This window comes from Burkholderia diffusa (genome assembly GCF_001718315.1).
GTDB lineage: Bacteria > Pseudomonadota > Gammaproteobacteria > Burkholderiales > Burkholderiaceae > Burkholderia > Burkholderia diffusa_B.
Genome location: NZ_CP013362.1, coordinates 3,061,962 through 3,082,597, shown reverse-complemented (window position 1 = coordinate 3,082,597; position 20,636 = coordinate 3,061,962). Strand labels below are relative to the sequence as shown.

Annotated in this window: 16 protein-coding genes; 3 read left to right on the top strand and 13 right to left on the bottom strand. The window is 68.4% G+C overall.

The window, feature by feature from the left end; all coding sequences use genetic code 11:
• Positions 1 to 168: 168 nt before the first annotated feature.
• A complete protein-coding gene (locus WI26_RS14185) occupies positions 169 to 1,836 on the bottom strand; it encodes a Na+/H+ antiporter (protein ID WP_059465861.1) in 1,668 nt (555 codons plus the stop codon).
• Positions 1,837 to 2,127: 291 nt separating this feature from the next.
• On the opposite strand from WI26_RS14185, the gene WI26_RS14180 reads away from it, so the two are divergent.
• The gene (locus WI26_RS14180) at positions 2,128 to 3,414 is read left to right on the top strand and encodes an EAL domain-containing protein (protein ID WP_069226223.1); all 1,287 of its coding nucleotides are present in this window, start codon (positions 2,128 to 2,130) and stop codon (positions 3,412 to 3,414) included.
• Positions 3,415 to 3,490: 76 nt separating this feature from the next.
• A complete protein-coding gene (locus WI26_RS14175) occupies positions 3,491 to 4,216 on the top strand; it encodes a copper homeostasis protein CutC (RefSeq protein WP_069226222.1) in 726 nt (241 codons plus the stop codon).
• A gap of 98 nt (positions 4,217 to 4,314) precedes the next feature.
• Here the strand turns inward: WI26_RS14175 and bioB are convergent, their stop codons facing one another.
• The 9 genes from bioB to aceK all read right to left on the bottom strand — a co-directional run bounded on the left by bioB (position 4,315) and on the right by aceK (position 14,522).
• Complete coding sequence (bioB, locus tag WI26_RS14170; RefSeq protein ID WP_034208525.1) at positions 4,315 to 5,334, bottom strand: biotin synthase BioB; 1,020 nt, start codon at positions 5,332 to 5,334, stop codon at positions 4,315 to 4,317.
• A 50-nt stretch (positions 5,335 to 5,384) separates the two neighbouring features.
• Positions 5,385 to 6,104, bottom strand: a complete 720-nt coding sequence (gene bioD, locus WI26_RS14165) for a dethiobiotin synthase (protein WP_069226221.1) — start codon at positions 6,102 to 6,104, stop codon at positions 5,385 to 5,387.
• A complete protein-coding gene (gene bioF, locus WI26_RS14160; protein ID WP_059465866.1) occupies positions 6,101 to 7,333 on the bottom strand; it encodes an 8-amino-7-oxononanoate synthase in 1,233 nt (410 codons plus the stop codon). The genes bioD and bioF overlap by 4 nt, the downstream gene beginning before the upstream one ends.
• A gap of 23 nt (positions 7,334 to 7,356) precedes the next feature.
• Complete coding sequence (gene bioA / locus WI26_RS14155) at positions 7,357 to 8,703, bottom strand: adenosylmethionine--8-amino-7-oxononanoate transaminase (protein ID WP_059465867.1); 1,347 nt, start codon at positions 8,701 to 8,703, stop codon at positions 7,357 to 7,359.
• 505 nt (positions 8,704 to 9,208) lie between these two features.
• Positions 9,209 to 10,468, bottom strand: coding sequence for a dienelactone hydrolase family protein (locus WI26_RS14150; RefSeq protein ID WP_069226220.1), 1,260 nt, complete (start codon positions 10,466 to 10,468; stop codon positions 9,209 to 9,211).
• A gap of 107 nt (positions 10,469 to 10,575) precedes the next feature.
• Positions 10,576 to 11,013 carry a YchJ family protein gene (locus tag WI26_RS14145; RefSeq protein ID WP_059541158.1) on the bottom strand — a complete coding sequence of 146 codons (438 nt, stop codon included), beginning with the start codon at positions 11,011 to 11,013 and terminating at the stop codon, positions 10,576 to 10,578.
• A gap of 38 nt (positions 11,014 to 11,051) precedes the next feature.
• Positions 11,052 to 11,729 carry an SDR family oxidoreductase gene (locus WI26_RS14140; RefSeq protein ID WP_059465870.1) on the bottom strand — a complete coding sequence of 226 codons (678 nt, stop codon included), beginning with the start codon at positions 11,727 to 11,729 and terminating at the stop codon, positions 11,052 to 11,054.
• 137 nt (positions 11,730 to 11,866) lie between these two features.
• Positions 11,867 to 12,634 (bottom strand): carbonate dehydratase, encoded by a 768-nt coding sequence (gene can, locus WI26_RS14135; RefSeq protein WP_059541164.1) that lies wholly within the window; start codon positions 12,632 to 12,634, stop codon positions 11,867 to 11,869.
• A 67-nt stretch (positions 12,635 to 12,701) separates the two neighbouring features.
• Positions 12,702 to 14,522 (bottom strand): bifunctional isocitrate dehydrogenase kinase/phosphatase, encoded by a 1,821-nt coding sequence (aceK, locus tag WI26_RS14130; protein WP_059465872.1) that lies wholly within the window; start codon positions 14,520 to 14,522, stop codon positions 12,702 to 12,704.
• Between the two features lie 337 nt (positions 14,523 to 14,859).
• Here aceK and WI26_RS14125 point away from each other — a divergent pair, with 337 nt between their 5' ends.
• Positions 14,860 to 15,939: an MBL fold metallo-hydrolase gene (locus WI26_RS14125; RefSeq protein ID WP_069226219.1), complete on the top strand. Its 1,080-nt coding sequence runs from the start codon at positions 14,860 to 14,862 to the stop codon at positions 15,937 to 15,939.
• A 16-nt stretch (positions 15,940 to 15,955) separates the two neighbouring features.
• Here WI26_RS14125 and WI26_RS14120 read toward each other — a convergent pair whose 3' ends face one another.
• The 3 genes from WI26_RS14120 to WI26_RS14110 form a co-directional block, all read right to left on the bottom strand.
• Positions 15,956 to 17,596, bottom strand: coding sequence for an ABC-F family ATP-binding cassette domain-containing protein (locus tag WI26_RS14120; RefSeq protein WP_069226218.1), 1,641 nt, complete (start codon positions 17,594 to 17,596; stop codon positions 15,956 to 15,958).
• Between the two features lie 189 nt (positions 17,597 to 17,785).
• A complete protein-coding gene (locus WI26_RS14115; protein ID WP_069226217.1) occupies positions 17,786 to 19,381 on the bottom strand; it encodes an ABC transporter substrate-binding protein in 1,596 nt (531 codons plus the stop codon).
• Between the two features lie 474 nt (positions 19,382 to 19,855).
• A complete protein-coding gene (locus WI26_RS14110; protein ID WP_059541173.1) occupies positions 19,856 to 20,629 on the bottom strand; it encodes an SDR family oxidoreductase in 774 nt (257 codons plus the stop codon).
• Positions 20,630 to 20,636: the final 7 nt, after the last annotated feature.

The following is a 20,636-nucleotide window of genomic DNA, read 5'->3' as shown; positions in this document are numbered from 1 at the left end:
CGAACGCGCGCGGATGTGCAAACGGCGACGCTTGCGCGTCGCCGTTTTTATTTGGTGGCCGTCAAGCAGCCGGCAGCGAAATCCGGCATCGCGCCGGCACGACCCGACTCGACGCGGCCACCCTTTGTCGAGCGCGGCCGTGCAGCGAGGGGACACTTCGACATCGGGCTAGACGATTCCTTTCTTGCGCGTCGACAGCGCCGTTTCCGACAGATCGATCTCGCGGATCAGCTTCGTCAGCGTCTCGTCGGAAATCTTGCTTTCGCTGCGCAGCCGGTACAACACCGAACGTTCCGCGCGCACCGCCGCGATTCGCATCTGCAGTTCCATCGTTTCGGTCTGCTTGGCTTCGGCGCGTGGCGTCGGGCCGTCCTCGGCGAGCGCGGCCAGGCGGCGGCGATACTGGTCCATCACGCGTGCCGAGATGTCCGCGCAACGTGCGGCGCCCGACTCGTCGAGATCGGCCGAGATCGCGTCGTGTGACGAGTCGATCGCGCGGATCGCAGCCTGCGCGGCGGCCGCGCGCGCGGTGCGCTCCTCGTCGGCGAGCGGGTTGCGCGTCGAGCGCACGCCGCGCAGCAGCAACGGCAGGCCGATTACCGCGACGATCAGCGAACCGAGGATCACCGCCGACGCGATGAAGATCGCGGTGTCGCGCCCGGGCAGCGGCGCACCGTCCGACAGCGCGACGGGGATCGACAGCACGCCCGCGAGCGTGACCGCGCCGCGTACGCCGCCCACCGTCATCACCGCGATCGTGCGCACGCCGGCCATCGTGCCCGCGAGGCCGTGGCGCGCGGCGCGGCGGCTCGCGATCCAGCGCAGCAGCCAGACCCACAGGAAGCGGATCGCGTACAACGCCAGCATCATCGCGCACACGTTGAAGATCATCCGGCCGACGAGCGCGTCGCTCGTGTGATGCGCGTCGACGAGCGCGCGGCCGATGATGTGCGGCAGCTGCAACCCGAGCATGATGAACACCATGCCGTTGAACACGAACTCGATCATCGCCCATGTGCTTTCGGCCCGCACGCGCGATGCGACCGTGCTTTTGCGGGAGAAACTCGTGTAGTTCATCATCATCCCGGCCGATACGGCCGCGAGTACGCCCGACAGCTCGAGATGCTCGGCGAACAGATAGGCGGCGAACGGCACGAGCAGCGTCATCACGATGCCGGGGGCCGGATCGCCTTCCTGCTCGGCGTTCAGGAAGCGGGTTGACAGCGCGCTGAACAGCCATGCGACGACCGCGCCCGTCGCGAGGCCGCCGGCGGCGACGATCACGAACGTGATCGACGCGGCGCGCAACGAGAACATGCCGGTGAGCGCGGCCGCGACCGCGAATTTCAGCGCGACCAGGCCCGACGCATCGTTCATCAGCGCCTCGCCTTCGAGGATGTGCATCAGTTGCGGCGGAATCCGCCCCTTGCCGGCGATGCCCGACAGCGCGACCGCGTCGGTGGGCGACAGCACCGCGGCGAGCGCGAACGCGATCGGCAGCGGCAACTCGGGTATCAGCCAGTGCGCGAAGTACCCGACTGCGAGTACCGTCATGAACACGAGCCCGAACGCGAGCATCAGGATCGCGCGGCGCTGCAGGTACAGCTCGCGTTTCGGGATCCGCCAGCCGTCCGCGAACAGCAGCGGCGGAATGAACAGCAGCATGAAGATTTCGGGATCGAACGTGACGTGCAGGTTCAGCTTCGGCCACGCGAGCATCGCGCCGAACGCGATCTGCATCAGCGGCAGCGGCAATCGCAACGGCAGGATGCGCGTGACCGCGCCGGACAGCGCGACGGTCAGCAGCAGGATCAGGACTGTGAAGACGATTTCCATCGATACGGCAATTGTGGAGAATGAAACGACCGTACGGAGTTTAGCGTGACGCCGTGACGGGTGCGTTCGAGTGGGCCGGTGCGGGTGCACGCAAACGGTGCATCCGGCCTGCGCCACGCTGGTGCGGCGGCGCCGCACGCAGGCGTGGCGCGTGGTTCAAGGGCTTGCACGGAGCTTGCTTGATGCTTGCGTACCGTCCGGCGCCGCCCGGACAACCGAGGATTCCACCATGACAATGCGCGCGCCGTTTCAAGCAATCGCCGCGTTCGGCTGCATCACCAGGAGGGCGCCATGACGATCGTGCAACAGGAGCGTCCGGCCGCCGCTTCGCCGTATCGTTTCGAGCGGGAGATGAGCTCCGGCCTCGAACGCCTCGCGACTCAGCATCGCGACCTGACGCTCACGACCGTGTTCCAGCCGATCTTCAGCCTGTCGCACCAGCGCGCGGTGGGCTACGAGGCGCTATTGCGCGCCCATGACGCGCTTGACCGGGCGGTGTCGCCGCTCGACGTATTCGGCGAGGCCGCGCGCCAGGGCGAACTGCTGCAGCTCGACCGGCTCGCGCAGGCACTGCATCTCGAGAATTTCGCGCTGCTCGGCGCGGAGCGCGAGTGGCTGTTCCTCAACGTGCATCCGGGCGTGCTCACCGACCCGTTCCAGGCCGCCGCGCTGCTCGCGAACCTGAAGCGGATCGGCATGCCGCCGCGCCGCGTCGTGCTCGAAGTGCTCGAACAGCGCGCGGACGACATCGAGCGGCTCGCCGAAGCCGTGCGCGAATTCCGCGCGCAGGGTTTCCTGATCGCGCTCGACGATTTCGGCGCCGGCCACTCGAACCTCGAGCGGATCTGGCAGCTGAACCCGGACATCGTGAAACTCGACCGGATCATGCTGTCCCACGCGGCGCACCGCACGGGGCTCACCGCGATCCTGCACGGGCTTGTCACGCTGCTGCACGAGGCCGGCAAGCTCGTGCTCGTCGAGGGCATCGAGACCGAGCACGACGCGCAGATCGCGCTGTCGTGCGAGGCCGATTTCGTGCAGGGCTATTACTTTGGCCGCCCGGCGCCCGGGCTGCCCGACAGCGCGACGGCGACCGGCTGCATCGGCGAGCTGACCGAGCGCTTTCGGCAACAGACCGAAGCGCGCGAGCGGCGCGACGCGCAGCGGCTCGCGCCGTATCTGCGCGCGTTCGAGCGTGCGGCCGAGCGGGTGGCGGCCGGCGAGCCGCTCGACGAGGTGTGCTGGAACTTCCTCGCGCTCGACGCCGCCGCGCGCTGCTTCCTGCTCGACGCGCGGGGCCGCCAGGCGGGCCGCAATGTCGTGCTGCGCGCGGACCGTGCGCTCGCCGAGGCTCGCTTCTCGCCGCTCGCGGATGCGCAGGGCGCGAACTGGCTGCGCCGGCCGTATTTCCGCTCGGCGATCGCCGAGCCCGGGCGCGTGCAGGTGACGCGCCCGTACCTGTCGATCAACGAGGCGCAGCCGTGCGTGACGCTGTCGGTGGCCGTGCGCATCGGCGATGCGCAGCACGTGCTGTGCGGCGATATCGACTGGATCGACGACGAAACGGACGGCGCATAGCGGCGCCGTCGCGCTGGCGCTGTTCACGTCGCTCGGCTAGGATGCGCGCATTGTCCTGACGATTCGCGAGCCGCCGATGAACCGAACCGCCGCTTCTTCCGTCCTCCTCGAAGTGATCGCCACCACCGTCGGCGACGCGAAGGCCGCCGCCCGCGCGGGCGCCGACCGCCTCGAACTCGTGACCGCGATCAGCGAGGGCGGGCTGACGCCGAGCGTCGGCCTGATCGAGGCCGTCGTGGCCGCCGTGGCGATTCCGGTGAACGTGATCGTGCGGCCGCACAGCCGCTCGTTCATCTACGACGCCGACGACTTGCGCGTGATCGAACGCGACGTGCGCGCGGCCGTCGCGGCCGGTGCGAACGGGGTCGTGTTCGGCGCGCTCGATGCGCGCGGCGACGTCGACCTCGGTGCGCTCGAGCGCGTCGCGGCGGCTGCGGACGGGCGCGACCTGACGTTCCACCGCGCATTCGACGTGTCGCGCGACCTCAATGCCGCGTTCGATGCGCTGCTGCGCGTGCCGGCCGTCACGTCGGTGCTGACCTCGGGCGGCCATCCGTCGGTGCTCGACGCGGTCGCGACGATCACGCGGCTGGTGCGGCAGGCGGCGGGCTCGACCTGCACGGTGCTGGCCGGCTCCGGGCTCACGATCGACGCGGTCGGTGATTTCGTCCGCGCGACCGGCGTGCGCGCGGTGCATTTCGGCTCGGGCGTGCGACCGCGCGGCGAAGTGCTGGCGCCGGTCGACGAACAGCGCGTCGAACGCGTGCGCGCGGCACTCGACGGTGCCGCGGCGCATGTTTGACGCGCGGCGCCGAGCGCTGCGCGCCGACGATCGGGCAAAAAAAAGCCGGGGCATGCCCCGGCTTTTTCGTCTGCTCGCGAAAAACGCGACGCGGCCGCTTACGCGTTCTCCGCCAGCGCGTCGGCCTGGCTCGCGCGGATGCCGAGGCGCTCGAACAGCGCGCGGTCGCGCTGCGTCTGCGGATTGCTCGTGGTCAGCAGCTGGTCGCCGTAGAACATCGAGTTCGCGCCTGCGAGGAAGCACATCGCCTGCATCGCGTCGTCGAGCTGCTCGCGGCCGGCCGACAGGCGCACGACGGCCTTCGGCATCGTGATGCGCGCGACCGCGATCGTGCGCACGAACTCGAACGGGTCGAGCGGCGCGGTGCCTTCGAGCGGCGTGCCTTCGATCGCGACGAGGTTGTTGATCGGCACCGACTCCGGATACGGGTTCAGGTTTGCGAGCTGCGAAATCAGGCCCGCGCGCTCGCGGCGCGATTCGCCCATCCCGATGATGCCGCCGCAGCACACGTTGATGCCCGCGTCGCGCACGCGGTCGAGCGTGTCGAGACGATCCTGGTACGTGCGCGTCGAGATCACCTGGCCGTAGAACTCCGGCGACGTGTCGAGGTTGTGGTTGTAGTAGTCGAGGCCCGCGTCGGCGAGCTGCTGCGCCTGCTCGTCCTCGAGCATGCCGAGCGTCATGCAGGTCTCGAGGCCCAGTTCCTTCACGCCGCGCACCATCTCGGTCAGCGCCGGCATGTGGCGCTCCTTCGGGTTGCGCCATGCGGCGCCCATGCAGAAGCGGCTCGCGCCGTTCGCCTTCGCCGCGCGCGCGGCGTCGAGCACCGCGTCGACGTCCATCAGCTTCTCGGCCTTCAGGCCCGTGTCGTGATGCGACGACTGCGAGCAGTAGCCGCAATCTTCCTCGCAGCCGCCCGTCTTGATCGACAGCAGCGTCGACAGTTGCACCGCGTTCGCGTCGAAGTGCTCGCGATGCACCTGCTGCGCGCGGAACATCAGGTCGTTGAACGGCAGCTCGAACAGCGCGACGACGTCGGCGACGCGCCAGCGCTGCGGCGCCGGAGCGGCCACGGGGATCGCGTCGGGTTGCACGGCGGCGGTCTGGGCTTGGGTCATGGTGTTTTTCCTGTCGTGGATTCGAGGTTCTTGAATTCGGAATCGAGGTGTCAATGCCGCGCGGCGCGCAGCGTGTCGACGAGCGTGGCAATGTCGAGCATCGCCGCGGCGGATTCGGGGGCGGCCGGGCGCAGGTGCGCGATGCGGCCAAGAAGCGGCGCGCGATGTTCGCGCGCGAGCCAGTCGCGGATCGTCGAGACGTTCTCGTCGGCGTACGACATGGCCGGGTCGACGTGGTTTGCGACCCAGCCGGCGAGCGTGAGTCCGCGCTGGCGAATCGCGTCGGCCGTCAGCAGCGCGTGGCTGATGCAGCCGAGCCGCACGCCGACGACGAGCACGACCGGCAGGCCGAGCGCGACCGCGAGATCGGCCGTGTCCTGCGTGTCGTTCAGCGGCACGCGGAAGCCGCCGACGCCTTCGACGACGACGACGTCCGCGCGCGTCAGCGCTTCGCGGTGGCTCGCGACGATCGTGTCGATGTCGAGCGTCACGCCTTCCTGCGCGGCGACGATGTGCGGTGCGGCGGGCGCCTTCAGCAGGAACGGCGTGCGCAGCTCGGGCGGCAGCGCGACGTTCGCGGCCGCGTCGAGCTGGTCGGCGTCCTCGTTGTGCCAGACGCCGTCGCGTTCGTACGCGCCGGCGGCGACGGGCTTCAGCGCGGCGGCGCGCAGCCCGTGCCGCGCGAAGCCGTGCAGCATCGCGGCCGACACGAAAGTCTTGCCGATCTCGGTATCGGTGCCGGTGACGAAGAGGGAAAGCGCGGCCGTCATGCTGAAGCTTCCTCGGCGGGCAGCGAACGAGCGTGAGCGTCGGGGCGGCCCGGTCCTTCGCTGGCTTCGATCAGCGCGGCTTCGAGCCGCGCGAGATCGTCGAACGAATGCGCGGCCGACAGCGAGATGCGCAGCCGCGACGTGCCGACGGGCACCGTCGGCGGCCGGATCGCGGGCACCCACAGGCCGTGCGCGTCGAGCGAGCGCATCGCCGCGAGCGTCGCGTCGTTGCTGCCGATCACGAGCGGCTGCACGGCCGTGTGCGAGTCGACCGGCTGCCAGCGCGTCATGCGCAGCAGCGCGCGCGTGCGCTGGATCAGCGCGGCGAGGTGCGCGCGTCGCGCATCGCCTTCGTCGCCGGCGATCACCTTCAGGCTCGCCGAGACCGCATGTGCGACGGCCGGCGGCGCGGCCGTCGTGAAGATGTAGCTGCGCGCGCGCTGGATCATCCATTCGATCACGGTTTCGTGCGCGACGACGAACGCGCCCGCGACGCCGGCGGCCTTGCCGAGCGTGCCGACGTACACGAGGTTCGGCGAGCGCAGCGCGGCGGCCGCGAGCGCGCCGCGACCCTGCGGGCCGAGCACGCCGAAGCCATGCGCGTCGTCGACGACGAGCCACGCGCCGTGGCGTTCGGCCAGCGCGACGAGTTCGGCGAGCGGCGCGATGTCGCCGTCCATGCTGAACACGGTGTCGCTGACGATCAGTTTCGTTTCGGCATCCGACGCATCGAGCAGCGCGGCGAGCGCGGCCATGTCCGCATGCGGGTAGACCTGCACGGTCGCGCGCGACAGCCGGATCCCGTCGATCAGCGATGCGTGGTTCAGCGCGTCCGAGAAGATCGTCGCGTGCCTGGCCGCAAGCGCCGTCATCGCGGCGAGGTTCGCCATGTAGCCGGTGCTGAAGTACAGCGCGCGCGGTGCATCGGAGAAGCCGCCCGCGAAGCCGGCGAGCTCGTCCTCGAGCGTCGCGTGCGCGCGCGAATGGCCGCCGAGCAGATGCGAGCCGCCGCTGCCGGAGCCGTAGCGCTGCGCGCCTTCGGCGAACGCGGCGACGAGCGCGGGATGCGCGGCGAGGCCGAGGTAGTCGTTGCTTGCGAAGCCGACGATGTCGCGACCGTCGACGCGCATATGCGCGTCGCATGCGGTGTCGGCGGTGCGGCGCACGCGTCGCAGGCCCTGCGCGTCGAGTTCGGCGAGGCCGCGCTGCAGCGTGTCGAGCAGGGGCATGGTCGTCTCCGGTGAGGATTGCTTCATCGCGCCGCCTCCGCGAGCGTCGCGTCGAGCGTATCGCGCGTGCGTTGCGCGAGCCACGCGATGTCGTCGTCGCCCATCACGTACGGCGGCATCAGGTACACGGTCGTGCCGATCGGGCGCAGCAGCAGCTCGCGTTCGAGCGCACGCTCGAAGAAGCGCCGCGAGAAACCGCGCGCGGCGTCGCCGTCGAGCGCGACGTCGAAGGCGAACAGCGTGCCGCGCTCGCGCAGGTGACGCACTTGCGGGTGCGCGCCGAGCGGCGCGAGCGCGGCGCGCATCGCGGCCGACTTGCGCGCGTTCGCGGCGAGCACGTCGTCGCGCGCGAACAGGTCGAGCGTCGCGACGGCCGCACGGCATGCGAGCGGGTTGCCGGTGTACGAATGCGAATGCAGGAAGCCGCGCGTCGTGTCGTCGTCGTAGAAGGCGGCGAACACGTCGTCGCGCGTGAGCACGAGCGACAGCGGCAGATAGCCGCCGCTGATGCCCTTCGACAGGCACAGGAAATCGGGCCACACGCCGGCCTGCTCGCAGGCGAAGAAGGTGCCGGTGCGGCCGCAGCCGACCGCGATCTCGTCGGCGATCAGGTGCACGCCGAATTCGTCGCACAGCGCGCGCAGCCCGCGCACGTACGACGGATCGTGCATCGCCATGCCGGCCGCGCATTGCACGAGCGGCTCGACGATCAGCGCGGCGATCCGGTCGGCGCGTTCGGCGAACAGGCGCCGCACGTCGTCGAGCGCGCGGCCGGCGACGTCGGCGGCCGTCTCGCCCGGCAGCGCGCCGCGCGCATCGGGCGACGCGACCACGTGCGCATGGCGGATCAGCGGGTCGTATGCATCCTTGAACAGCGCGACGTCGGTCACGCCGAGCGCGCCAATGGTCTCGCCGTGATAGCTGTTCGCGACGCACACGAATTCGCGCTTGTCCGCGCGGCCGCGGTTGCGCCACGCGTGGAAGCTCATCTTCAGCGCGATCTCGACGGCCGACGCGCCGTCGGACGCGAAGAACGCATGGCCGAGCGTGCGCGCGGTGAGCGCGTGCAGGCGCTCGGCGAGCTCGATCGCCGGCTCGTGCGTGCAGCCGGCGAGCATCGCGTGCTCGAGCGTGTCGAGCTGGTCCTTCAGCGCCGCGTTGATGTCCGGGTTCGCATGGCCGAACAGGTTCACCCACCACGAGCTGATCGCGTCGAAGTAGCGGCGCCCGTCGCGGTCGTACAGCCACAGGCCCGCGCCGCGTGCGACGGGAATGAGCGGCATGCGCTCGTGGTGCTTCATCTGGGTGCAGGGATGCCAGACCGCGCGCAGGCTGCGCGCGACCCAGTCGTCGGTGGCTGGCGTACTCAAGGCAACTCCGGGGTAAAACGGCGGCGGGTATCGAACGGGATACCGCACGGCGACAGACGGAAAACGCGCTGAGATTAGCGTGTTCCGCCGCACGTTGCACTACCGGTTACAAACACCGGGAAGCCTTGCTGGGCGGGAGTTCCATGCAGATACGGGGTGCTCGGAACGGTACGCGCCAGATGCCCCGAAATGACCGCAGATGACGACGTTCGAGTGACACCCCCCGATAGAAAAAAATCGCGGGCAGACGAATGCCGATGGGACGAAAATTCGGGGCGGGAAGAGAAAAGGTGCATGCAGCGACACGCAATAGGCGCAGCGAATGGCGTGCGGACTCTGGGGCGGTCGAGATTCAGGAAAGGCTGGATCACAATCCGGAGGGCATTGCGGACGGGGCGCTCTTCGCGGTGGCTCAGGCCGCCGCGTGAACGGGCGTGCGAACGCCGCCGCGGGCCGCGCGCACGTTCATGAAAAGGAGAAGGGGAGGCTGGCCGCGCCCGGCGCGTCAGCGCGACGCCAGCGCGCGCGAGATGGCGTTGCCGTCGTCGGCCGTCTGCGTCGCGTTCGCGTTCCACACGACGCGGTCGTTGACCGCATACAGCCGGCATGCGCCCGCACCCTGCTTCGAGCAGTTGTCGAGCGCGAGCGCCATCGGATCGTCGCCGCCTTCGGCCCACGACCATGCGCCTTCGGCGGACACCGCGAATGCACGGCTCGGATGCTGGTTCAGGAAGCGGCGATAGCCTTCGCGGCCGGCCTCGTCGAGGAACGGCACTGCGTCGACCGCATCGATCGATGCATAGCCGGTCGCATTCGGTTCGTGCGGGTTGGCGACCGCGTAGCGCACCGAGGTCGGCAGGTTCAGTTCCGCGAGGAACGCATTCACGGCCGGCCACCACACGGGCACGCCGTCGCGATCGACGATCAGCCGGTGCGCATCGTCCTTGTAGCGGCCGAAATCGACGAACTGCGCCTGCGTGCCGTGCGATACGTACGCGTCGTGCATCTGCGCGACGAGCGCCGGGGTCCACACCGAATCGTTGTCGCCGTACAGCCACAGCGAACGTACGGCCGTATGCGCGCCGTACTGGTCGAACGCATCGACGAGATTGCGCTGCCAGCCGTCGCAGAGATCCTGGCGAAGCCCGCCGGAGAAGTTGATGATGCCGCGCACGCCGGGCGCCGCTTCGGTGCCGTATGCGACCGACACGAGGCCGCCGTGCGACGTGCCCGCGACGACGATGCGCGACGCATCAATGTACGACTGGTGCGACATGTAGCGGACCGTCGCGTCGACGTCGGCGGCCTGCGTGAGCCCGTTCTTGCCGACGTTGCAGCCTTCCTGCTGATACGTGCCGCCCGATCCGGCGAAGCCCTGCCGGTTCGGCGCGATCACCGCATAACCGCGGCGCACGAATTCGCGCGCGAACGCGAGCGGCCGGCTGCGCGGCTGCTGATGGAGATCACCGGTGTTCTTGCCGTGATTGAAGACGACGAGCGGGAAGGGGCCGGGGCCGTTCGGCTTGAACAGCGTGGCCTCGAGCATCACCGAGCCCGACGCATCGGCCGGAATGCTGACGATTTGTTCGTTGAGATTCGCGGCGACTTGCGGGAGGCCCGAATCGCCGTAGTCGAAGCGCTCGGCGTGGGCGAGCGAGCCGCCGGCCGTGGCCGCGCCGGCATTTGCGTTCGGCAGCGCACCGGCCTGAGCGGCCGACAGCGCACAGGCCGCCATCCATCCCACCAATACCTTGCTGAACGCCATTCGTAAGCCCTGCCATGCAACATGACCAATCTGACGGCCATCCTAGCCCGACAAATTCAGGTTGTGCAATGCGGGAATTACCCGGCGTCTGACACGGCAACTATTTGTCAGCGTTCACTTACTTCGCCGTCGACATAGCGCCAGAAACCGTGCTCGTCGCGGGTGAAGCGACTCGTCTCGTGAAGCCGGTAAGCGCGCCCGCCGACCTTGTAGCGGGCCACGAATTCGACCTCCGCGTGCCGTTCGTCGAGCGGCGTGTGGCGCTTGATCGCGAGGCCGAGCCAGCGCGGCGCGTCGGGTGCATTCGGGTCCGCATCGAGATCGGCCGGGCAGGTGCGCGGGTCCCAGGTCGCACGCAGGTAGTCGATCGCGCCGAGCACGTACGCGCTGTACCGCGAGCGCATCAACTCCAGCGCGCTCGGCGCGGCTTCGCCGCCGTCGATGAAGCGGCCGCAGCAGGCCGCATAGCGCGGTGCCGGGGCTTTGCCGGCAGGTGCGGGGGACGCGCCGCCGCACGGGCACGCGTCAGGTCGGTTCAAAATCATGCGAATCGTGAATTAACGACGCCGGGTTGTGAGCCGGCTCACCAGCTCAGCTCGACGCCGTCGTACTGGAAGAAACGGCCGTTGGCCTGCGACACGTCCGCGCCGGCTTCCGCGATCACGCGGCGCATGCCGGTCACGCTGGTTTCCGGATCGATCGCGGCCTGCGCGCCGCCCATGTCGGTGCGCACCCAGCCGGGATGGAGCGAGATGCATGCGGCGTGGCGCGTCTGCAGCGACGCGATGCGCAGCACGTCATTCAGCGCCGCCTTGCTCGCGCGATAGAGCCAGCCGGTCGTGCCGGTCGCCTCGGCGATGCTGCCCATCCGGCTCGAGACGACGGCCAGCACGCCGCGCGCATCCTCGACGAGCGGCAGCAGGATCGGCAGCAACTGCATCGGTCCGCGCACGTTCGTATGCATCACCGTGTCGAAATCCTCGGCGCCGATCGTTTCGACGCCTTCGGTGCGCGGCCCGTACACGCCCGACACGAGCACTGCGGCGTCGAGCCGTTCGCCGTCGAGCCGCCAGCCGAGCGCCGCGATCTGTTCGGGCCGCGCGATGTCGAGCGCATGCGCGTGCGCGCCGAGTGCGCGCAGCGCGGCGAGCGATGCGTCGTCGCGCGCGGTCGCGATCACGTTCCAGCCGTCGCGCCGGTATTGCCGGACGAATTCGCGTCCGAGGCCGCGCGATGCGCCGACGATCAATACGGTTTTCATGTTCGCCGCTCCTTCGCATTGCACCGCCGTCGCGGCAGTGTCGGTGTCAGATCAGTTCGAGGGCCGATGAGGCCCCGTGCGTGATGCGTGTTCGGCCTGACGCCGCGCGACGTGTGCGCCGCGCGGCGTGAGTGCGGCTACTTCGCGTCGCCGCACGGTTTCAGCGTATCGACGACTGCCTGCGCGATGCCGTCGAGGTGCGCGGCGTCGGCCGCGACCATGTCGTTGTCGGGCGCGTGCTGGCCGCGCGCGGTCAGCGCCGCGACGCAGCGCTTGTAGGTTGCATCGAGCGCGTCGAAGTTCGACACGGACATCCCGAGGTTGCGCATCCGTCCGTCGTGCACGCCGTACACGAGCCCGTGCACGGTGAGCGACTGGCCGCGCGCCCACGCGTCGTTGACGATTGTCGTGCGGCACACGTTGACGACCTGCTCGATCGAGTTCAGCTCGATCAGGCGGCGGTACCGCGCCTCGCCGACCGGCCACTCGTCGAGTAGCGCCGCGTGGCGCTCGCGCACGTCCTGCACGTGATGCAGCCAGTTGTCGGCGAGGCCGACGCGGCGGTTGTGGAGCGCCGCGTTCACGCCCGAGCAGCCATAGTGGCCGACGACCATGATGTGCTTCACGCGCAGGATGTCGACCGCGAACTGGATTACCGACAGGCAGTTCAGGTCGCTATGGACGACGACGTTCGCGATATTGCGGTGCACGAACACTTCGCCCGGCGGCAGGCCGATGATCTGGTTCGCGGGCACGCGCGAATCCGAGCAGCCGATCCACAGATATTCCGGCGCCTGCTGGTCGGCGAGACGCGCGAAGAAGTCGGGATCGTCGGCGAGCTGGCGCTTGACCCAGGCGTCGTTGTTGTCGAACAGATGTGAAAGCGGATTGTCTTGGGTATTCATCGTTGTGGATTCCGTTGGCGGAAAGCGGGTCGATAACGGGTTCGATTCGATTGAATCCGGTCGTGCGTCAGGCGGCGCGCTGCGCGTCGCCTGCGTCGTCACCGGCGTCCGGCGTCGTGTCGAAGCGCGCGGGGTAGCGCACGCTGAAGCGCAGCGACGCGTCGTACGGGAAAAAATCGGGCAACTCGCCCTGCAGCAGCTTGTCCTTGCTCTCTTGCCACAGCGCGGGTTCGAAAAAGTCCGCGTGATGCTTCATGAAGACCGTCCGCACGCGCGGGTCGCCGAGCAGGAACGGTCCGTAGGTTTCCGGAAAGATGTCGTGCGGGCCGACGGTATACCACGGCTCGCCCGACAGTTCGTCTTCCTCGTTGCGCGGCGGCGGCACGCGCCGCACGTTGCAGTCGGTCAGGTACTCGATCTCGTCGTAGTCGTAGAACACGACGCGGCCGTGACGCGTGACGCCGAAGTTCTTGTACAGCATGTCGCCCGGGAAGATGTTGGCCTTCATCAGCTCCTTTACCGCGTTGCCGTATTCCTTCACGCCGTGCTCGATGTCCGCGTCGCTGCCGTTCTGCAGGTACAGGTTGAGCGGCGTCATCCGGCGCTCGATGTACAGATGCTTGATCACGAGATTGTCGTCCTCGTATTCGAGCAGCGACGGCACTTCCTTCTCCAGCTCGCGCACGAGCGCATGGTCGAGCCGCGACAGCGGCAGCGCGACGCTCGAATACTCGAGCGTGTCGGCCATCCGCCCGAGTCGGTCGTGGCGCTTCACGAGCTGGTACTTCTCCATGATCTGCGCGCGCGTCGTTTCCTTCGGCGGCGGGAAGTGATCCTTGATGATCTTGAACACGTACGGGAACGACGGCAGCGTGAACACGAGCATCACAAGGCCCTTGATGCCGGGCGCGATGATGAAGCGGTCGCTCGAATGCGACAGATGATGCAGCAGGTCGCGGTAGAACAGGTTCTTGCCCTGCTTCTGCAGGCCGACCGACGTGTAGATCTCGGCCTTCGGCTTGCCCGGCATGATCGAGCAGAGGAAGTCCACGTACGCGGACGGCACGCCCATGTCGACGAGGAAATACGAATGCGAGAAGCTGAAGATGATCTGCAGAAGGTCGCGGCGCAGCAGCACGGTGTCGAGCGCGAGCAGGCCCGGGCGCACGTGGCGGATCGGCACCGCGAACGGCAGCACGCGATCGGCGTTGATGATGCGGCCGATGATGTACGCGCTCTTGTTGCGGAAGAAGAGCGACGAGAGCACGTGGATCTGGAAATTTGCCGCGGCGTCGAACTGGCCGAATTCGTCGGTAATCGCCTGCATCACGCAGCCGATGTCGCGCGTGAGATCCTCGAACGGCGGCTCGAGCTGGAAGTTCGTGACGATGCGCTCGAGCGTGGCCGCGAGCCCGTCGGTGCCCGGATAGTACGCGCGATAGGTCGGTTTCGCGGCCGGCTCGTCGTTCTCGAGGTATTCGGTCGAGATCGCGGGGCGCACGAAGATGAAATCGTTGTTGAAATACGAGCGGTGCAGGATCTTGCAGCACACCGAATTGAAGAACGTCTCCGCACACTCGGGCTGGCGATGTGACGTGAGCAGGCCGATGTAGTGCAGCTTGATCTGCTGCCACACCTCGTCGTCGATGTTCTCCGCGTCGTATTCGTCCTCCAGCACCTCGACGCATTCCTGCACGCGATCGTCGTACGACGTGATCCGCTCGCGCGCCAGCCGCTGCAGGCCGTGCCAGTCGGTGCGCTCGTATAGCGTCTTCGCCTCGACGGCGGCTTCCCGGAAGATCCGGTAGTGGCGGTCGAAGTATTCGAGCATCGTCTGCGCGACGTCGAATCCGATCTGAGACGACAGCAGTTTGGGGAAGTGATTCATTGCGTGCAGGCTCGTTCGAGGGACTGTAAGCACTCGCCATTTTAGCGCCCAAGTCGGCGCTTCAATGACTTTCGGGGGGCAGCGCCAGGTGCCGTCAATGCGCGGGTTGTTCGCCGTTACAAGCTGTTCGACGCATCTTCGCGTAAAGATACGGGTACGGAATCGATTCTGGCACGAACTTTTTTTGACCGTCCGACGCCCGCCGGGCACGCGTTTCGCGCGACGGCGATAGAATCGACGCGATGCCCGCCGCGGCATGCCGCCCGCGTGCGCCTGTCCTGCATTCGCGCCTGCATTGGCACCCTCATTCGCCCGATAACGACGAGACGCCCCACCGATGAACGCACTGGAACACCAACTCGACTATCCCTTCGCCGACACGCTGCCCACCGCTGGCGACACCTTCGAGGTCGCGCCCGGCGTGCGCTGGCTGCGCATGCCGCTGCCGTTTTCGCTGGATCACATCAACCTCTGGCTGCTGCGCGACGAAATCGACGGGCAGGCCGGCTGGACGATCGTCGATTGCGGGATCTCGTCGGACGCGATCCGTACGCACTGGGAACGAATTTTCGACACGCGTCTCGACGGGCTGCCGGTGCTGCGCGTGCTCGTCACGCATTGCCATCCCGACCACTTCGGCCTCGCGAACTGGCTCTGCGAAGGCGGCGACAAGGGCCGCTGGAACGTGCGGCTGTGGATGACGCTCGGCGAATATATGTTCGGTTGCCTGATGGCGGCCGGCAACGGTTCGAACGCCGGCGGCGCGGCCGCGGCCGATCATTTCGCGCGCCACGGCCTGACCGATCCTGCTGCGCTCGAGAAGCTGCGCAACCGCCGCAGCTACTACTCGGACCTCGTGCCGGCCGTGCCGCCGCGCTACCGGCGCCTGCGCGAAGGCGACGCGGTGACGATCGGCGCGCGCACCTGGCGCGTCGTCACCGGCTACGGTCATTCGCCTGAACATTGCGCGCTCCACAGCGAAGCGGACGGCGTGCTGATCTCCGGCGACATGGTGCTGCCGCGCATCTCGACCAACGTGTCCGTGTTCGACCTCGAGCCGGAAGCGAATCCGCTCGCGCTGTATCTGGAATCGCTCGGCCGCTACGAGACGATGGCACCCGATACGCTCGTGCTGCCGTCGCACGGCAAGCCGTTCCGCGGCGTGCGCACACGCATCGCGCAACTGCGCGCGCACCACGACGCGCGGCTCGACGAAGTGCGCGTCGCGTGCGCGGAAAAGCCGGCGAGCGCGGCCGACATCGTCCCGATCATGTTCCGCCGCCGCGAGCTCGACATTCATCAGATGACCTTCGCGCTCGGCGAGGCGCTCGCGCACCTGAACCTGCTCTGGCTCGCGGGCGAGCTCGTGCGCGAGCAGGGCGACGACGGCGTGCTGCGCTTCCGTTGCGCGCGCTGAGCGCGCGTCGTCGTCGTCACGTGACGGGTTCGTAACGCCACCCGTCGCGCTGCCATCGCATCGTGTGCGTCGGTGCGAGTGCCGCGAGAAATGCGGTATCGTGCGATGCGACCACGAGCGCGCCGGGGAAGCCTCGCAGCGCGGCTTCGATCGCGCGCACCGATTCGAGATCGAGGTGATTGGTCGGCTCGTCGAGCAGCAGGAGCTGCGCGGGCGTGCCGCGCCACAGCGCACACGCGAGCGCGGCCTTCAGCCGTTCGCCGCCGCTCAGGCGGTGCACCGGCTGCGTCGAGCGCGCGGCATCGAGCTGCAGCAGCGCGAGCCGGCTGCGCAGGTCGCCTTCGGCGAGCGGCGTATCGAGGAGTCCCAACTGCTCGACGATCGAGCGTTCGGAATCGAGCAGCGCGAGCCGCTGGTCGAGATACGCGGCGCTCACGTGCGTCGTGCACGTACCGGCGCGCGGCGCGATTTCGCCGGCGAGCATGCGCAGCAGCGTCGATTTTCCGCAGCCGTTCGGGCCCGTCAGCGCGATGCGCACCGGGCCGCTGGCCGACCATGTGAGCGCGTCCGTGCGACCGGCGATGGGCCAGGGAAATTGCGCGTGCTCGAGCGTGAAGAGCTGACGGCGCGCACTGACCTCGGTGCCCGGCAGTGACACGAGCACCGGCGCATGGGCTTCGACGCGCGCGGCTGCTTCCTGCACGCGCTCGTCGAGCGTCGCCTTGAACGCGAGCTGATCACGACGAACCTGCCCCATGATGTTGCGCGCCGCACCCTTGCGACGCTGCTTCGCCCCTGACGACAGGTTGGCCGTCTTCGCGTCGCGCAGCGAGCCGGCCGCGTGGCGCTGGATCGTGTCGTGCTCCTGTTCGAGCCGGCGTCGCACGCGCCCGCGCTCGATACGCGCATGCTCGAGCGCGGCCTGCGCGGCATCGTGTTGCGCATCGCGTTGCGCGCGATACAGCGCATAGTTGCCGCCGTACGCGCGTACGCCGTGCGGCGTCAGTTCGACGATGCGTTGCACGTGCGCGAGCAGGGCGCGGTCATGACTGACGATGACGACACCGCCGCGCCAGCCGTCGAGCGCACTGCGCAGCCATGCACGGCCCGGCGCATCGAGATGGTTGGTCGGTTCGTCGAGCACGAGCAACCCGGCGTTCGACAGCAGCGCACCGATCAGCGCGACGCGCGCCATCTGGCCGCCGCTCAACGCATGCGCCGGTGTGTCGGCGCGCACGTCGTGCAGGCCGGTCGCGTCGAGCGCCGTGCGAAGCCGCTCGGCCAGGTCCCAGCGATCGTCGATCAGGTCGAAGTCGTGTGCCGTCGCGCGTCCGTCCGCGAGGCGCGCGAGGGCCGCGAGCGGCGCATCGAGCGAGGCGATTTGCGCGACGCTCCGCGTGCCGGCCAGCGCTTCGTCGTGCTGCTGCGCGACGTAGACGACGGGCGTCTGCCGGTCGATCGTGCCCGTGCTCGGCGTGCGCCGGCCCGCGATCAGTTGCGCGAGCAGGCTCTTGCCGACGCCGTTGCGGCCGACGATGCCCGTCGGCGTGCGATCGATGGAAAGGTCGAGCGAATCGAACAACGTGACGCCGTCGTCGAAGCGGAAAGAAACGTGATGAAGCGCGACGAGCGCGCCGGTCGGCGTGGCAGCAGCCATAAGCACCTCCGAAAATGCGTGAAACCTTCGCGCGGCGTGCGTGGCACGGCGGCGACGACATTTTTGGGAAGGCTTAGTTGTTCACTTTGGCTGGCGTCCGGTATGAGGAATGAGCGCGCAGTGTAACAAGTGCGGCGCGCGGGCCGCAAGCAACGGGCGAGCGTGCCGTCGCTTGCGTGCCACGCGCGGTTACTGCACCGTGACCGCCGCGAAGTTCTGGCGGCCGAACGGACTGACGCGATACCCGCTCACGTTCGCGCGCGTGAGCGCGGCCGCGGTCGGGTAGCCGAGCGGAATCCACAGCGCCTGGTCGTGGATGATCTTCTGCGCGGATTCGTACAGCTTCGCGCGCTTGGCCTGATCGGCGGTCGACTTGCCGTCGGCGATCAGCTTGTCGAGCTGCGCGTCGCAGAAGCGCGCGAAGTTGATGCCCGACTTCACCGCGTTGCAGCTGAACAGCGGGGACAGGTAGTTGTCCGGATCGCCGTTGTCGCCGGCCCAGCCCATGAACAGCATGTCATGCTGGCCGAGCTTCGCCTGCTTGATCAGCTCGCCCCATTCGATCACCTTGACCTCGGCCTTCACGCCGATCTTCGCGAGGTCGGCCTGCAGCAGCTCCGCGCCGGCCTTCGGGTTCGGGTTCAGCACGCTGCCCGTCGGGCGCGTCCAGATCGTCGTCGAGAAGCCGTTCGGGAAACCGGCCTGCGCCAGCAACTGCTTCGCCTTCGCGGGATCGTACGCATACGGCGTGACATCCTTCGCGTAGCTCCATGTGTTCGGCGGATACGGGTTGTTCGCGGCCGTCGCCGTGTTGTCAAACACCACCTTCAGGTAGGTCGCGCGATCGAACGCGAGGTTCAGCGCCTCGCGCACCTTGTCGTTGTCGAGCGGCTTCTTCTGCGTGTTCAGCGCGACGAACGCGGTCATGAACGCGGGCGTCTGCACGACCTTCAGCGCGCTTTCGCCCTTCGCGGCGAGCACGTCCTGCGGCTTCGGCGACAGCGCGATCTGGCATTCGCCGGCCTTCACCTTCTGCATGCGCACCGACGCGTCGGGCGTGATCGCGTAGATCAGCCGGTCGACCTTCGGCTTCGCGCCCCAGTAGGCCGGGTTCACGTCGTAGCGGATCAGCGCATCCTTCGTGTAGCTCTTCAGCACGAACGGGCCGGTGCCGATCGGCTTCGCGTTCAGGTCGGCCTGCTTGCCGGCCTTCAGCAGCTGGTCCGCATATTCGGCCGAATAGATCGACGCGAAGCCCATCGTCAGGATCGGCACGAACGTCGCGTTCGGCTCGTTGAGCACGAACTTCACCGTGCTGTCGTCGACCTTCGTGACCGACTTCACGAGTTTCACGAGGCCCATCGACTGCGCGTGCGGGAAGCCGCTCGCGCCGGCCACCTTGTGCCACGGGTTCGCATCGTCGAGCATCCGGCTGAACGTGAACACGACGTCGTCCGCGTTCAGCGGGCGGCCCGGCTTGAAGTAGTCGGTGGTCTGGAACGCGACGTTCGGGCGCAGGTGAAACGTGTACGTGAGGCCGTCGGCGCTTGCTTCCCATTTGTCGGCAAGAGCGGGCACGACCTTCTTCGCGGCTTCGTCGTACGACACGAGCGTGTTGAAGATCACGTCGGCCGATGCGTTGGTCGTGACGAGCGAGTTGTATTGCACGACGTCGAAGCCGTCCGGGCTCGATTCCGTGCAGACGGTGAGCGGTTTGGCGGCGGCGAGGCCGGGAGCGGCGAGGGCGGCGGCGAGCGCGGCCGCGGCGAACAGCTTGACCTGCATAGGTTCTCCCACGTGATTTGTGATTTTTTGCCGGGTGTCGGAATGCGGGCGCGGCCTGACAGCAGGCAGGGCCGGCGCGGCTGGCGAATAGCATACCGGCAAAGCGTGCCGCGCGTGAAAAAAGGCGCCGGAACGCGATGAATTGAGCGAAAAACGGCTGCGTTCGCGGCGGAATGCATGTTGGGGCGGCGCAGCGGGGGAAGGCGGGGGCAGCGGGGCAGTCGGGGCAGGGGGCGCAGGCGAGCGGTGTGTGGTCGAGGCGGTGGTCGGGGACGGATCAGCGCGAATCGCCGTGAATCCGCCGGATCGGCCGAAGCGGAGAAAGCGGAGAAAGCCGAAGGGGGCGCGGCTGCCGCGTGCGACGCGTGGCACGGCCAGCAGGAGGAAGCCGCACGCGCCGCATCGGCACCGAAGCGTGACGTCCCACCGGCCCGGCGGAAGCGGCGCGACAAACGCGCCGGATGCCCGATGTGCTCAGTGCGCGCCGGCCTTCGGCTTGCGCGGCGCCTTTTCGAACAGGCGGTCGTACAGCCAGCGCGGCAGCACGTGCAGCACCTTCGCGACGACACCCATCTGCCACGGAATCACGCGGAACGCGTGCTGCCGGGCGATCGCACGCGCCGCGCGAGCCGCGAAGCGGTCGGCGTCCATCAGGAACGGCATCCGGTACGGGTTGTGCGCGGTCATCGGCGTGCGGATGTAGCCGGGCGCGATCGTCACGACGCCGACGCCGGCCGGGCGCAGCTCGACGCGCAGCGCTTCGAGATACTTGATCGCAGCCGATTTGGACGCGCTGTACGCGCCGGAGCCGGGCAGGCCGCGCACGCCGGCGACGCTCGCGACGCCGACCAGCGTGCCGTGGCGCGCGGCGGTCATCGGGCCGACGAACGGCTCGAACGTCGCGACCATCCCGTAGTAATTGATGTCCATTACGTTGCGGAACGTGGCGAGATCGCCCTGTCCCGTGACGGCGCCCTGACTGATGCCCGCGTTCGCGATCACGATGTCGGGGCAGCCGTGCGCGGCGATGAACGACGCGGCGGCCGTGGCGAGCGCGTCGGCGTCGCGCACGTCGGCGGAATAGACGGAGACGGACAGCTTCGGAAAGCGTCGCGCGAACGCATCGAGGGCCTCGGTGCGTCGCGCGACGAGTGCGAGCGTGGCGCCCTGGCGGGCGTATTCCTCGGCCATCGCGAGGCCGAGGCCGCTCGACGCGCCGGTGATGAAGACCTTCAGCGGAGTAGTCATGCCGGCG

Coding starts and splice junctions, on each gene's coding strand:
- WI26_RS14150 (WP_069226220.1), bottom strand. CDS start 10,468: ATGGCGTTCAGCAAGGTATTGGTGGGATGGATGGCGGCCTGTGCGCTG.
- WI26_RS14185 (WP_059465861.1), bottom strand. CDS start 1,836: ATGGAAATCGTCTTCACAGTCCTGATCCTGCTGCTGACCGTCGCGCTG.
- aceK (WP_059465872.1), bottom strand. CDS start 14,522: ATGAATCACTTCCCCAAACTGCTGTCGTCTCAGATCGGATTCGACGTC.
- bioF (WP_059465866.1), bottom strand. CDS start 7,333: ATGCCCCTGCTCGACACGCTGCAGCGCGGCCTCGCCGAACTCGACGCG.
- WI26_RS14180 (WP_069226223.1), top strand. CDS start 2,128: ATGACGATCGTGCAACAGGAGCGTCCGGCCGCCGCTTCGCCGTATCGT.
- bioB (WP_034208525.1), bottom strand. CDS start 5,334: ATGACCCAAGCCCAGACCGCCGCCGTGCAACCCGACGCGATCCCCGTG.
- WI26_RS14125 (WP_069226219.1), top strand. CDS start 14,860: ATGAACGCACTGGAACACCAACTCGACTATCCCTTCGCCGACACGCTG.
- WI26_RS14145 (WP_059541158.1), bottom strand. CDS start 11,013: ATGATTTTGAACCGACCTGACGCGTGCCCGTGCGGCGGCGCGTCCCCC.
- WI26_RS14120 (WP_069226218.1), bottom strand. CDS start 17,596: ATGGCTGCTGCCACGCCGACCGGCGCGCTCGTCGCGCTTCATCACGTT.
- WI26_RS14140 (WP_059465870.1), bottom strand. CDS start 11,729: ATGAAAACCGTATTGATCGTCGGCGCATCGCGCGGCCTCGGACGCGAA.
- WI26_RS14110 (WP_059541173.1), bottom strand. CDS start 20,629: ATGACTACTCCGCTGAAGGTCTTCATCACCGGCGCGTCGAGCGGCCTC.
- WI26_RS14115 (WP_069226217.1), bottom strand. CDS start 19,381: ATGCAGGTCAAGCTGTTCGCCGCGGCCGCGCTCGCCGCCGCCCTCGCC.
- bioD (WP_069226221.1), bottom strand. CDS start 6,104: ATGACGGCCGCGCTTTCCCTCTTCGTCACCGGCACCGATACCGAGATC.
- can (WP_059541164.1), bottom strand. CDS start 12,634: ATGAATACCCAAGACAATCCGCTTTCACATCTGTTCGACAACAACGAC.
- WI26_RS14175 (WP_069226222.1), top strand. CDS start 3,491: ATGAACCGAACCGCCGCTTCTTCCGTCCTCCTCGAAGTGATCGCCACC.